The sequence below is a fragment of the Daejeonella sp. genome (assembly GCF_017495225.1).
Classification (GTDB): Bacteria; Bacteroidota; Bacteroidia; order Sphingobacteriales; family Sphingobacteriaceae; genus Daejeonella.
In genome coordinates this window covers 35,161-49,129 of record NZ_JAFEIG010000015.1, presented here as the reverse complement: position 1 = coordinate 49,129, position 13,969 = coordinate 35,161, and the positions used below count along the sequence as shown (strand labels likewise).

The following is a 13,969-nucleotide window of genomic DNA, read 5'->3' as shown; positions in this document are numbered from 1 at the left end:
TTTTTTTAATGTTTAACATCATGAACCTCCAATTTTCCAAATTTTCTTAATTCATACTCCTTAGTCATTAAAAATATGAGTGGAGTAACCAATAAAATATGAGTAGATGAGGTTAAAACCCCTCCAATCATAGGTAAAACAATGGGCTGCATCACATCGCTACCCACTCCTCCCGACCATAACACAGGTATTAAACCGAATAAAGCCACACAAACAGTCATAATTTTAGGCCTTAGCCTCTTAGCTGCACCCATAATTACATACTCGCGTAAGTCTTCTTTGCTGATGGTTTCACTTGAGTTTCCTTTCAATGCAATTAACTGATTCATAGCATCATTCAAGTAAATAACCATCACTACCCCTGTTTCAACTGCGATACCAAAGAGTGCAATAAATCCTACCGCCACAGCAACAGAAAGATTTACTCCCCAGAAATAAACTAAAAACACTCCCCCAATCAAGGCAAAGGGTATAGTCACCAAGCTTAAGAATGCTTCTCTGATTGATTTAAATGCGAGATAAAGGGCAAGAAAAATGATAAATAACACTATTGGAAGTATGTAAAGTAAAGTTTTTTGTCCACGCAATAAATTCTCATACTGACCACTCCACTCCACAAAATAGCCACCTGGCAACTTTAAATCTTTGTTCAGCTTATCTATGGCCTCTTGCACGGTATTGCCAAGATCACGATCACGCACATTAAACATTACTGCTCCTCGTAAAATCGCATTTTCTGAGGTTATCATAGGCGGACCATCCACAAATCGAATATCGCTAACAGCAGAAAGTGGAATAGTTCCAGCATCTGGCGAAACAAGTGGAATCCTTTTCAGTTTATCTAGGCTATTACGAAAATCTTCACCAAGGCGCAATTGGACATTAAAACGCTTTCTGCCTTCAATAGTTGAAGCAAAAGGGCTACCCCCGATAGCAGTTTCAACGGTAGCATTCACATCGTCAACAGTTAACCCGTAACGCTCTAGCTGATCGCGCTTGATATCAATTTCAAGGTATTTGCCACCCGTAACTGGCTCCACATAGAGATCTTTTACACCATCAATACCCTGCAAAATATGTTGAACCTCATGCGAAATAGTATTGATCTGATTCAAATCTTGACCGTAAACCTTCAATCCCACATCCGTTCTAATTCCGGTAGAAAGCATATTTATACGATTTATGATGGGTTGCGTCCAACCATTAACCACACCTGGAATTTGAAGTTTAGCATCCAATTCATTGATAATATCCTTCTTGGTGATGCCTGGCCGCCATTCACTCTTAGGCTTTAAAGCGATAATCGTTTCAATCATGCTAATTGGCGAATTATCTGTGGCTGTACTTGCCCTCCCCGCCTTACCAAGTACATGATCTACCTCTGGGACAGATTTTATAAGCTTATCTTGAACTTGAAGAATACGCTTAATCTCACCATTGGAAACATCGGGTAAGGTTACCGGCATAAAAAGCACCGACTGCTCATCAAGAGGAGGCATAAACTCACGACCCAAACTCATTAACATCGGCACACTAACAATCAAAGCAAGGATATTGATGCCTAGTGTGGTTTTTCTATTTCGGATACAAGTACGGATAATTGGCAAATAAACACGCTCCATTCCCCTATTAATGGGGTTTTCATGCTCCTGACGGAAACGTCCCTTCATAAAAAAGGAAATAATTACAGGGGCTAAAGTGAGTACCAAAATGGCATCAATTACCAAAATAAATGTCTTGGTATAAGCCAAAGGATGGAACAATTTCCCTTCCTGACCAGTTAATAAAAAAACCGGCAAAAATGAAGCAATAATTATGATGGTGGAGTAAAATACACCTCTTGAGACCTGTTTACAGGCTTTCTCTATGATACTCAAGCGCTCTTCACTAGATAGCTTTACATAATCATCGTCCTTGCCAGAAAAAGAATTTTTCTTCTTAAACCACATGTGAGTTCCCTCCTTTTCTTTGTTCATTAAGTTCGGCTTGCCTTGTAGCCAGGTTTTTGTATGAATTTTCGGCCATAATAATTCCATTATCAACAATTACCCCTATGGCAAGCGCTATCCCCGTTAGGGACATGATATTGGATGAAATATCAAAGGCATTTAGCACAATGAAACTTGCCGCAATCGTAATAGGAATCTGAATAATAATGCTAATTGCACTTCGCCAGTGTAAAAGAAAAAGCATAACAATGAGTGAAACAACTATCATTTCTTCAATTAATGTTGTTTTAATAGATGAAATCGACTCTTCTATCAGTTCTCCTCTATCGTAAACAATGGTAAATTTCATTCCTTCAGGAAGTCCCTTGCTCACCTCATCCATCTTTGTTTTTACTCGCTTAATAACTTCATTGGCATTTTCACCATAACGTAAAACCACAATGCCACCAACTGCTTCACCCTCACCATTATAGTCGAAAATACCTAAGCGACTTTCGCCAGCCATTTGAACGGTACCAATATCACTAACCTTAATGGGGATGGAGTTTTGTGTTCTTATTGGCAGATTACCGATTTCATCAAGCGACTTTAAATAACCCGTTGTTTTGATGATGTAAGCAATCCCACTCATCTCAAATTTCCGACCACCAGCTTCATTATTATTACTTTTTACGGCCCGCATCACATCCTGAATAGTTAATTTATAATAACTTAACTTATCTGGATCAATACTAATTTGATACTGCTTTTGAAATCCGCCAAAGGAAGCAATTTCACTTACACCCTGTACATTTTGTAAAGCAAATTTGATGTACCAGTCTTGCACGGCACGCTGCTCCCCTAAATCCATCCCAGGGGCATCAAGGGTGTACCACAGTACATGACCTACTCCAGTGCCATCGGGGCCAATTGTCGGACTAACACCATCTGGAAGGCTATTAGTCACAGTATTGAGCCGCTCAAGCACTCTAGCACGAGCCCAATATACATCCACATCATCCTCAAAAATGATGTAAATGAAGCTCATTCCAAACATGGAATTTGCTCGAACATATTTAACCTTAGGTAAGCCCTGAAGATTTGTAACTAAAGGGTAAGTAATCTGGTCTTCAATAATTTGAGGACTCCTACCCATCCATTCTGTAAATACAATAACCTGATTTTCAGACAAATCCGGTATCGCATCAATCTTGCTAGATTTCATAGAGAATATTCCCCAAGTAAAAATAGCAGCTGCAAAAAGCAGTACAATGAAGCGGTTACGCAGTGAAAATGAAATGATTTTCTCAACCATCGTGCTTAGTGTTGGTGTTTATCGTGATGTGCTTTAACAGTAGAATCGCTTGTTGATGGCCCATCGACTTTTGCAACTAGGTCCATTTTACATTCAGGGCAAATTCCTGGTTTGTCGCTTATGACTTCTGGGTGCATCGGACAAGTATACACTGCATGTGATTGGTGATGTGTGACTGTATCAGTACTTGCCTCAACAGGCTTTTCTGAACTTGTACAAGATGCCCAAGAAAATACAAGCAAAATTGCGCAGATATTGAATAAATTTTTCATGTTTTATTGATTAATCTAGTAAACGAGAAATTAAATTTTGATATAAGTATTTGAAAATGAAAAAATTAGATCAATTAAACTGATCAATATTTTCATTAAATACTTAAAAAGAAAATTTAGGACAGAGGATTGTCCAAAACAGAAAAATCAAATACGGAAATTACAATTCCGAATAAATGTTGGGGTTTTATCCGAGGGCGGGACAGATATTTGCACAAAATCATCAGCAGGAGCCTTAGTTTTTGCTAAAATTTTATGTTCAGGATAAGTTTGTGCTAATAAAGCAAAAGACTGAAAATGAATGACATTTAAGGGAGCTTTATAGCTATCTTTTAGCTTAAATTCTTGTTTCTGAGTTTTACAACAAAGCTCAGAATTGCCTTGCTTCATGCCACAATTGGTGCATTTGCCCTCATCATCTACACTATTATCAGAAAATCCCCATTCAACAAGCTCACCCATACAATGGTGAACATGCAGGCTTGCGCCAGATGAAACACCTAGGTAAAAAATTGCTAATATGGTGATTACAAGCTTTTTCATTTTATCCATACAAAGATTGGGATAAAAAACGGAATTAAAATATTATTTGAAAAATTGACTGGCAAAAAATCTAATCTTTTTATTTATCCCATATAAATTTTATCTTGAGCATAATAAATATCGTTATCTCATGTTCAAAAAAATAAAGATTTTGGTTTTAGCACTAGTACTGCTTACCCTTCATCAATCAAACACTCCAGTTAAAAACACAGCATCTGATAGTCCCAATATTATCTTAATTTTCATGGATGATATGGGCTATGGCGATTTATCATCTTATGGCGCACTCGATATTAACACCCCAAATATCGACCGATTAGCTTCAGAAGGTATTCGTTTTACTAATTTTTTATCTGCTCAAGCAGTTTGTAGTGCTTCACGTGCGGCAATTTTAACAGGCTGTTATTCTAACCGAATTGGCATCACAGGCGCTCTTTTTCCTGCTTCCCCAATAGGTTTGAACAAAGAGGAAACTACTATTGCCGAGCTCCTAAAACAGAAAAATTATGCCACAGGAATATTCGGGAAATGGCATCTTGGAGATGCTCCAGAGTTTTTACCTCTCAATCATGGCTTTGATGAATACCTAGGAATACCCTATTCAAATGATATGTGGCCTGTAAATTATGATGGTGCACCAGCCTTAGCTGGGACAAACAAACATCGTTTCCCACCTCTTCCATTGATCAGAAACCATGCCCCAATCGACACCATCAGCACTTTAGAAGATCAGGCAATGCTTACTAGCAAGTTTACCGACGAAGCTATCAGTTTCATTCGTCGCAATAAAAAGAAGCCATTTTTCGCATACATACCGCATCCAATGCCACATGTACCGATCAATGCATCAGCAGCATTTAGAGGTAAAAGCAAGCAAGGTTTATATGGCGATATGATTCAAGAAATCGATTATAATGTGGGTAAGATAATGGAAGTTCTTAAAAAAGAAGGTCTTGAAAATAATACCATGATTATTTTTACCAGTGATAATGGTCCTTGGTTAAATTTTGGTAACCATGCAGGAAATACTGGCGGACTAAGAGAAGGAAAAGGAAGCTCCTTTGAGGGTGGTCAGCGGGTTCCTTGTATCATCAGATGGAAAGGTAAAATACCTGGCGGATTAGTCGCAAATCAATTAGCCTCCACTATCGATATTTTGCCAACCATTGCCAAATTAACGGGAACAGCTCTTCCCAATAAAAAAATCGATGGTATTGATTTGGGAGAAATCTTAAAAGGTAATATGCAATTATCCCCTCGAAAAAACTTTTTATACTATTACCGAAAAAACGCACTAGAAGCCGTTAGAAGAGATAATTGGAAGCTTGTATTCGAACACCCATCGCGCTCCTATTTAAATCAAGCACCTGGTGTTGATGGATTTCCAGGAGCTGCGCCTGAAAATATCATGATGGCAGAAGCTCTTTATGACCTTCGTAGAGATCCAGGCGAACAGTACGATGTTAAATCATACTTCCCGGAAATTGTAAAAGAGTTAAAAGCATTAGCAGAAGAGGCAAGAGCAGATCTAGGTGATGATTTACAGAAAATTGAAGGCGCAAATAAACGCCTTGCAGGCAAAGTAAAATAAATTCAATTATTATTTTGATTTGGGTAATTCTATGTTTTTACCCAAATCAAAATATTTAATATTATTCTCCCTTGAGCTCTTTGAGCTTCTGCATTAATTTTTCTACTATCTCAGGATGTTGATCTGCCAAATTATTCTTCTCACCTGCGTCCTTCTTAAGATTATATAATTGAGGCTTTAAATCATTCCCAAGCTCAATATTTACCTGCTTATTTATTGCTGCCCCCGGACCAGCTGGAATATATTTCCAATCGCCTTGAATTATTCCCAACCTACTATTTACGGCCTGCTGAATAATAAATTCGCGATTCTCTTTAGCACCCAACAAAGTATTTAAACTATTAAAACTATCAGGTGCGTTTATGCTTCTTCCGGTCAATGCAGCCAATGAAGCATAAAAATCTATCTGACTAAACAAGGCGTTTGACACGCTTCCTGACTTAATTTTTGAGGGCCATCTTAGCAACATAGGGACTTTAGTTCCACCCTCAAAAGCGCTGTATTTTCCGCCTCTTAATATTCCTGATGGAGTATGTCCATTCAATTTTTCTACCGCCTCATCCACATATCCATCATCTACCACTGCCCCATTATCACTAGTAAAAATAATTAAGGTCTCATCAGCAATTTTTAGGCGGTCGAGAGTTTTCAGAATCTCTCCCACCGACCAGTCTAATTGTAAAATAGCATCACCACGTGCTCCCATGCCACTTTTGCCTACAAATCGAGAATGTGGAAGCCTTGGCACATGAATATCATGCGTAGCGAAATACAGGAAAAATGGATTTTTTGCATTTTCGTCTAGAAAATTTATGGCCCTATTAGTGAATACATCGGCCATTTCTTCGTCTATCCAACGCGCCTTTTTCCCACCAGTCATCCATCCTATTCTGCTCACACCATTGATAATAGTAGCATCATGCCCATGAGAATAATTCATTTTTAAAAGTTCAGGATTTTCTTTTCCTGTAGGCTCATTCCCTATTTTTTCTTTATAAGAAACACGAATCGGATCTGAAGGATCAAGATCTACAATTCTATGGTTTTCCAAATAAACACAAGGCACACGGTCGCCAGTAGCTGGCATGATAAAAGAATAGTTAAAACCTATTTCTAAAGGTCCGGGTTTAATGTCGGCGTTCCAGTTGGGTCCACCTGCGGGACCTAATCCCAAATGCCATTTCCCCACTACGGCGGTCTTATAACCTGCCTTTTGAAGCATTGCCGGCATCGTTTCTACATCTGTAGGAATAATTAAAGCCGCATCTCCTGGAGCAACATTAGTCCCAGATTTTCGCCAGGCATATTTTCCTGTAAGTAATGAAAATCGAGATGGAGTACATGTTGCTGAAGTGGCATAAGCATTTGTAAATCTTAAACCCTCCTTAGCAATGCGGTCAATATTAGGAGTTTTTATTTTCTTGGCCCCATTAGCACTAATATCTCCGAAACCTAAATCATCCGTGTAAATAATTACAATATTAGGCCTGGTTTGCGCAATAGAAACTGCGCTAAAAGTTTGACCAAGCATTAAAATTAAAAAGAGATAATTAAATCGTTTCAACATAAAAAATTTGATAATGTGAAAAAAAATGCGTATATTCTTACCAAGTAGATCTAAATATATGGTCGTTTTTGCGCTCATTTATTGTTTTTAGAGGAATATACAATCCGCCAGTTTTATCCAACCAATCCCACAATTTCGTATTTAAGTCTTTCGCTATAGTTTGAAATTTCGGATCCCTAATGAGGTTATTTAGCTCATAAGGATCATTCTTTAAATCATAAAGCTGATTAATATCCCATACCCCGTGACTACGAATAAATTTAAACTGATCCGTGCGAATTGCAAATTGTGTGGGCGTCTGCGGAAATGGGTTTTCCCAATAATATTCATAAAATATTTCCTTCCTCCAGTTAGCTTCAGGCATTCCTTTCATGAGTGAAACGAATGAATTTCCTTCCACCTGGACTGGCTTTTTCACTCCAGCTAATTCCAGAATTGTAGGTGCGATATCAATGTTTAAAACCATTTCTTTCACCTTTGTCCCAGCTTTAATTAAATCAGGTGAGCGGGCTATTAACGGCACTCGCATCGACTCTTCATAAGCATGGCGCTTATCAATCAAGCCATGTTCACCAAATGAAAAACCATTATCTCCCATGTAAATCACCAAAGTTTCCTTGTCTAGATTATTATCCTTAAGATATTTTAACACCCTCCCTACACTATAATCAATCCCCATTAAAGTCTCTAGATAATCCACATAAAAACTATCAAAATCAGTCTGACCATCATACATATAATCAACTCCATGCCAGCTATCCCGTTGGGCGCGCACCCAGGACGGTATGTCTTTATAATTAATTTTATAACTACTTGAATCTACCTGATGACCCTTGGTGAATTTCTTACTATTAGCCCTTGCAGTAGAAAACATAGATACAGGATATTGAATTTTTATATCTCTATAAATTCCATTATCTCTTTTTGCGGGATTAAATTCGGCATGTACTGCCTTATGGGATAAATAAACAAAAAATGGCTTTTTCTTATCTCGCTGTTCTAACCATTCTAAGGTTAAATCGGTTAATACATCAGTAATATAAGCGCTGTCGCGATAAGCAAGCATCTTCCCATCAATATTTAATTGTGGATTATAATAGACACCTTGCCCCGCAAAGCTCACCCAACGATCAAAACCTGGTCTCGGGTCACTACTCCCCCCACCCATGTGCCATTTTCCAAAAAACGATGTTTGGTAACCCGCTTTTTGAAGATATTCAGGAAAATAAATCAAGGATTTTGGTGCTGGTGCCTGATTATCAACCACCGTATGCGTATGAGCATATTGACCAGTTAAAATAGAAGCTCTACTTGGTGAACAAAGTGCAGTGCTCACAAAAGCATTCTGAAAATGAGCCCCCTCATTGGCAATTCGATCTAAATTAGGCGTTTTTAAACCCGGTACAGCTCCAGTAAATCCCATAAAATCATAACGGTGATCATCTGAGAGAATAAATATAATATTTCGTGGTTTTGTGCCTGTAATAGGCTGATATGTCAACGCTTTCTTGTCCTGAGCAGATAAGCTAGATGAAATGATTATGAAAAATAAACAGAAGAAATTATTTAGGTTAGGGACAATCCTCTTCATCATATCTAATAAATTTAATAAGAGCTCAACAGCAAATTTTATTTCATAAGTATAAATAAAATTAATTAAGCTTTCTAATTTTTCAAGAATAGGATTTGATTTTTAGATCAAAATATACAGGTATAAAGAATTTAGAATTCAAACAATAAGCATATTTTCAATATTCATAAAACTTTCCATCTCGTAATAAAAGGGATTTATTATATAATCTCGACAAGGGAAAACGTCTAATTATGGAATTGTCTTCAGCTCGGAAAATATAAAACTCAGAATGATTTAAGTTCATAATCTCAATATCCTCAACTTTAGACTCTATGGGATAAATTTTAACATTATCCTCAGAAATTCCAGCAATCATCACCTTTGAGAAAGCATCGATATATTTATTTTTCTTAAAGACTACTAATCCAAGAATTAGTGGGAATGAGGTTAATTCTGAAACTGGACTTAGGATTAATTGAGGATCATTTAAATCTGATAGATCAATTAACAAATCAAATGCCTTACCAGTATTTATCGTAAACCTAAAGCCAGAATGAATTACAAAAAGTTTATTCTTAAAAGAGTAGGTTTTAACTGGAACGGAATTATTAATCATTTCTACTAAACTGGCATCATCCTTATCATAAAGGGCCTCAAGAATGATTAGAAGAGTCATTTTGTTAAGATTATTTAAATTTAAATTTAGACAATTTGAAATAAATAATATTGATTAGAATCAATCAAGTAGTTGATTAATAATAGCTTAGTAGAAAATAAATGATTCAGAAGGTAATTAATTTAATAATTTTTTTATTAAATTAATTTAATAAATTAAATTTATGGTAAATATTATTTATCCATAGACGCTTTATTATTAAATAATATTTAATAATTTATAAATATAATCAAAATAATGAAGAATAATTTAATTTATGGCATTTCACACGAACAAGGCAAAATACTTATATAAAATGTAAGAATTAAAATAGAATTGAATAAAGCAAATTCAAAGATTGGAAAAGCTATTACTAAGTTTTGATGAAAGGAATTTCAGGATAATATAAGATAGACGATTCCAAATGGTTTTCTAAAACAATAATTTAACAAAATAAAAGCATGAAATATTTTATCAAATTTATCACATTCCTATTATTAATACTTCTTACAAATACTGGATTTGGGCAAAGCCTAAGCTTAGATGAACTTGTTGATTTAAGAAAGAAAAACTTGACCAAGTTTATAGAATATTTAAATCCCAAAGGATGGATAAATTCAAACGAGGCTAGATTGGATGCTAACGGACAATCATCTGATTATTTTAGATTATCTAATAAAGCATCCAAATCTACCATTGAGTATTTATCAAGCAATGACACTAAAACCAATAGAATTTCAATTCACATTAGCCAAAAAGAAACCTATTCTAAATATGTAACCAAAATAATTTCTTTAGGTTATAGATTAATTAAAGCTGAATTAGAAAACGGGGATATTATTAAAGTTTACCAAGGTAAGAAAAACACAATTAAGGTAACTACAATCACAGATAAAACTAATTATTCATCTGCCACAATAAACACTTATAAATTTTTGATTCTTTCAAATGAGGATTATGGTTTGAGGATTTAGTAGAACGATTTTATAAAATTCCTAAAATCAAAAAAGCCTCAGATTTCTCTGAGGCTTTTTTCGTGGTACCAGCTGGAATCGAACCAGCGACACAAGGATTTTCAGTCCTTTGCTCTACCAACTGAGCTATGGTACCAGACCATACCCGTTTTGTTCGGGACTGCAAATGTAATGTCTTTTTTCGTTTATGAAAATATTATTTGAAAATTATTGTATTTTTTTCTTGAAGATCTAAAAAAAAATATTTTAAATATTATGCATGCATAGTAATTGGATTTCCGAGATAATCCATATTTTTACAGCATAAACCTACACCAATATGGTTCTGCAAGTCATTTTTCTAATTATTGCTGCGGCTTCAATAGCATTATTCACAAAGAATATACGCAAAATTATCCGAAATATCAATCTCGGTAGAGATATAGATCGTTCTGATCGTCCACTCGATCGCTTAATTACCATGCTCAAGGTAGCCTTCGGACAGTCTAAAATGGGGAAAAGACCCATTGCCGCCATCTTGCATCTCTTTGTATATTTAGGATTTGTAATTATTAATTTGGAGGTACTTGAAATTATCCTCGACGGACTTTTAGGCACACACCGAATTTTTGCAGCGCCTCTTGGTGGATTATACAATGTGCTCATTGCTTCATTTGAGATACTCGCAGCTTTAGTTCTTCTTGCCGTAGTGGTATTTTATGCAAGAAGAAATATTATCAATCTAAAGCGTTTTAAAGGCGTAGAAATGACTAATTGGCCAAAGACGGATGCTAATATCATTTTAATTGTTGAGGTCTTTTTAATGTCGGCTTTCTTACTTATGAATGCCGCCGACTATAAACTTCAATTAGCAGGTGCATCCAATTATATTCAGGCGGGAACTTTTCCTATAAGTAGCTACCTTTTACCTATCCTACCAGATTCGCAATCAGCACTTATCGCCATTGAGCGCTTCTGCTGGTGGTTTCACATTATAGGGATATTTGCATTTTTAAACTACTTGCCTTATTCTAAGCACTTCCACATTGTTTTAGCATTCCCCAATACTTATTATTCAAATTTGGAGCCTAAAGGCGAACTGTCAAACATGGCATCCGTTAGCAATGAGGTTAAAGCCATGCTTGATCCGAGTTTCGTCCCAGAACCCGTAGCAGAAGGGACTCGTTTTGGAGCAAAGGATGTTAGCGATTTAACATGGAAAAATTTAATGGATGCCTATACCTGTACAGAATGTGGTAGATGCACCTCTGTTTGTCCGGCAAACATGACTGGCAAATTGCTCTCTCCTCGTAAAATTATGATGGATACCCGCGATCGTTTAGTTGAGGTGGGAAATAATATAGATAAACATGGCAAGGATCATCAAGATGGAAAATCTTTACTTGATGATTATATCAGTCGCGAAGAAATTTGGGCCTGCACCTCCTGCAATGCCTGCACCGATGCTTGTCCGGTAAATATCGATCCCCTAGCCATCATTGTTGAACTCAGACGTTTTTCGGTTATGGAGGAAGCTCAAGCTCCAACAAGCCTTAATAATATGTTCTCAAATATTGAGAATAATGGTGCCCCTTGGAAATATTCGCCCGCCGATCGAGCAAATTGGACTAAGATGTGATGTTGTCAGTTATCAGTTAGCAGTTAACAGTTGTCAGTTAGCAGTTGTCAGTTAGCAGTTGTCAGTTAGCAGATAACAGATAACTAACCGACATCAGACCTCAGATATCATAATAAAACCCCAGACAAACGAAAACCAAAAAGACAAAACAACGAATATGGAACAAACTATCAAGATCCCTACTATGGCCGAAATGGCGGCAAAAGGTGAAAGTCCAGATATCTTATTTTGGGTAGGCTGCGCAGGTAGTTTTGATGAACGTGCTCAGAAAATTACCCGCGATATCTGTAAGATTCTAAACCATGTGGGGATGAATTTTGCTATTCTAGGCACTGAAGAAAGTTGTACAGGAGATCCCGCAAAGCGTGCAGGAAATGAATTCCTCTTTCAAATGCAAGCCATGACCAATATTCAAGTATTGGATGGATATGACATCAAAAAAATAGTTACAGGATGCCCACATTGCTTTAACACCATAAAAAATGAATACCCAGGATTAGGTGGTAATTATGAAGTTATTCACCATTCTCAATTAATACAGCAATTAATTGATGAGGGCAAACTTAAAGCTGAAGGTGGCGAATCTTTCAAAGGAAAGAAAATCACCTTCCATGATCCATGTTATTTAGGTCGTGCCAATGGCGTTTATGAAGCGCCTCGCAAGGCATTAGAAATACTTGATGCAGAATTAGTTGAAATGAAACGCTGTAAGTCGAATGGACTCTGCTGCGGTGCTGGTGGTGCCCAAATGTTTAAGGAACCCGAAAAAGGTAATAAGGATATCAACATTGAACGCATTGACGAAGCGCTAGCCCTTAAACCAAATATTGTTGCTTCTTCGTGCCCATTCTGCATGACTATGCTCAGCGACGGAGTTAAAAACTTTAACCAGGAGAAAGAAGTTAGTGTTTTGGATATTGCAGAGATTACCGTTAAGGCTAACGGCTTATAAATTTTATCTATATCCCAATCAATAAAATTTATTCTTACAAAAGAAAAAAGGGGCCTTAAAAAAGCCCCTCTTTATAAACATAAAACTTAAAGAAAATTAAAATCTAAACCCAAGATTCAAACCTGCTCTAATACTTGCCCATGGACCTTTAATATCCAAGCGAGCACCACTTGAATTAACAGTGGTAGTAGTTGTAACGAAAGGAATATCAAGTCCCTCAAGCTCTTTTCTAATTTCTGCTTGTTCATTTGCAGTTAAAGCTTTTTTACCAGACAAGCTACCATTAGCTTTACCGTATTGTGGACCCAATATCCACCAATCAAGGTAAACTCTACCTCCCAATTTCCACTGAGCACCTATTTGCAAGCCAGCAGTGAATGTTTTCAATTCACCACTCATTGGAATACTCTCTTTTATATTATTTTCTTCATACTCAATAGGAACAGCAATTTTATAATTACTGATACGTGAAAATGGTGCCAGGTAAAATCCACGCATAGCTTGTTTACCTAGATAAAATCTAATTTCAGGGGAAATAGCAGTATTACTAACGTAAAGCTCATTGAGTTGTTTTGCCACATCGGGATCATCTACAAAAGTTTTAATCTTCGACAAAAATGGCATCTGACCATTAGGCATAAATCTATAACCTATACCGGCAGTGATTTTTTTGCCAAGTTTATGCTCAAATCCTAAAGAATAATTTTTTAAAGGAAGAGACAAAAGGTTAATCTTTAATAGATTTTTACCGTCTTTAGAAATTGGTTTTTCATTGTTCTGTTCAATATCTTGAGCAAAACAAAATCCCACAAACAGTAGGAAAATAAAGGTTAGTCCAGTTTTTTTCATTCTATAAATTAATAATCATACAAAGTAAAATATTTAATTTTAAATTAAAAAATAAATATAAAAAATTGATTTAAAGCAAAATTTAAAATGGTTTTTATTCTAATTATAAAGCCAATAGCATTAAAATTACGA

At 36.2% G+C, this 13,969-nt stretch carries 12 protein-coding genes and 1 tRNA gene; 4 read left to right on the top strand and 9 right to left on the bottom strand.

Going from position 1 to position 13,969, the window contains the following annotated elements; translation table 11 throughout:
• Nucleotides 1-5: 5 nt before the first annotated feature.
• From QZ136_RS05995 to QZ136_RS05980, 4 genes are all read right to left on the bottom strand, one after another.
• Nucleotides 6-1,949, bottom strand: coding sequence for an efflux RND transporter permease subunit (locus tag QZ136_RS05995; protein WP_291401555.1), 1,944 nt, complete (start codon nucleotides 1,947-1,949; stop codon nucleotides 6-8).
• Complete coding sequence (locus tag QZ136_RS05990; RefSeq protein WP_291401435.1) at nucleotides 1,939-3,243, bottom strand: efflux RND transporter permease subunit; 1,305 nt, start codon at nucleotides 3,241-3,243, stop codon at nucleotides 1,939-1,941. Before QZ136_RS05990 ends, QZ136_RS05995 begins: the two co-directional genes overlap by 11 nt.
• A 5-nt stretch (nucleotides 3,244-3,248) precedes the next feature.
• Nucleotides 3,249-3,515, bottom strand: a complete 267-nt coding sequence (locus QZ136_RS05985) for a heavy metal-binding domain-containing protein (protein WP_291401433.1) — start codon at nucleotides 3,513-3,515, stop codon at nucleotides 3,249-3,251.
• A gap of 147 nt (nucleotides 3,516-3,662) precedes the next feature.
• Complete coding sequence (locus QZ136_RS05980) at nucleotides 3,663-4,058, bottom strand: hypothetical protein (protein WP_291401431.1); 396 nt, start codon at nucleotides 4,056-4,058, stop codon at nucleotides 3,663-3,665.
• Nucleotides 4,059-4,188: 130 nt separating this feature from the next.
• Here QZ136_RS05980 and QZ136_RS05975 point away from each other — a divergent pair, with 130 nt between their 5' ends.
• Nucleotides 4,189-5,649 (top strand): sulfatase, encoded by a 1,461-nt coding sequence (locus tag QZ136_RS05975; protein WP_291401430.1) that lies wholly within the window; start codon nucleotides 4,189-4,191, stop codon nucleotides 5,647-5,649.
• 61 nt (nucleotides 5,650-5,710) lie between these two features.
• On the opposite strand, the gene QZ136_RS05970 is transcribed toward QZ136_RS05975, so the two are convergent.
• The 3 genes from QZ136_RS05970 to QZ136_RS05960 all read right to left on the bottom strand — a co-directional run bounded on the left by QZ136_RS05970 (nucleotide 5,711) and on the right by QZ136_RS05960 (nucleotide 9,465).
• A complete protein-coding gene (locus QZ136_RS05970) occupies nucleotides 5,711-7,180 on the bottom strand; it encodes a sulfatase-like hydrolase/transferase (RefSeq protein WP_291401428.1) in 1,470 nt (489 codons plus the stop codon).
• A 73-nt stretch (nucleotides 7,181-7,253) separates the two neighbouring features.
• On the bottom strand, nucleotides 7,254-8,810 hold the full coding sequence (locus QZ136_RS05965; protein ID WP_291401426.1) for a sulfatase: 1,557 nt from the start codon (nucleotides 8,808-8,810) through the stop codon (nucleotides 7,254-7,256).
• 154 nt (nucleotides 8,811-8,964) lie between these two features.
• A complete protein-coding gene (locus tag QZ136_RS05960; RefSeq protein ID WP_291401423.1) occupies nucleotides 8,965-9,465 on the bottom strand; it encodes a hypothetical protein in 501 nt (166 codons plus the stop codon).
• A gap of 440 nt (nucleotides 9,466-9,905) precedes the next feature.
• Here QZ136_RS05960 and QZ136_RS05955 point away from each other — a divergent pair, with 440 nt between their 5' ends.
• Entirely contained in the window at nucleotides 9,906-10,418 is a 513-nt protein-coding gene (locus tag QZ136_RS05955) for a hypothetical protein (protein ID WP_291401421.1), read from the top strand.
• Between the two features lie 63 nt (nucleotides 10,419-10,481).
• Here QZ136_RS05955 and QZ136_RS05950 read toward each other — a convergent pair.
• A tRNA-Phe gene (locus QZ136_RS05950) sits at nucleotides 10,482-10,554 on the bottom strand.
• 183 nt (nucleotides 10,555-10,737) lie between these two features.
• Here QZ136_RS05950 and QZ136_RS05945 point away from each other — a divergent pair.
• Together QZ136_RS05945 and QZ136_RS05940 are read left to right on the top strand one after the other, a co-directional pair.
• Nucleotides 10,738-12,036 carry a (Fe-S)-binding protein gene (locus QZ136_RS05945; protein WP_291401419.1) on the top strand — a complete coding sequence of 433 codons (1,299 nt, stop codon included), beginning with the start codon at nucleotides 10,738-10,740 and terminating at the stop codon, nucleotides 12,034-12,036.
• A 157-nt stretch (nucleotides 12,037-12,193) separates the two neighbouring features.
• Nucleotides 12,194-12,988 carry a (Fe-S)-binding protein gene (locus tag QZ136_RS05940; protein WP_291401417.1) on the top strand — a complete coding sequence of 265 codons (795 nt, stop codon included), beginning with the start codon at nucleotides 12,194-12,196 and terminating at the stop codon, nucleotides 12,986-12,988.
• Nucleotides 12,989-13,084: 96 nt separating this feature from the next.
• Here the strand turns inward: QZ136_RS05940 and QZ136_RS05935 are convergent, their stop codons facing one another.
• On the bottom strand, nucleotides 13,085-13,837 hold the full coding sequence (locus tag QZ136_RS05935) for a DUF3575 domain-containing protein (RefSeq protein WP_291401415.1): 753 nt from the start codon (nucleotides 13,835-13,837) through the stop codon (nucleotides 13,085-13,087).
• Nucleotides 13,838-13,969 lie beyond the last annotated feature (132 nt).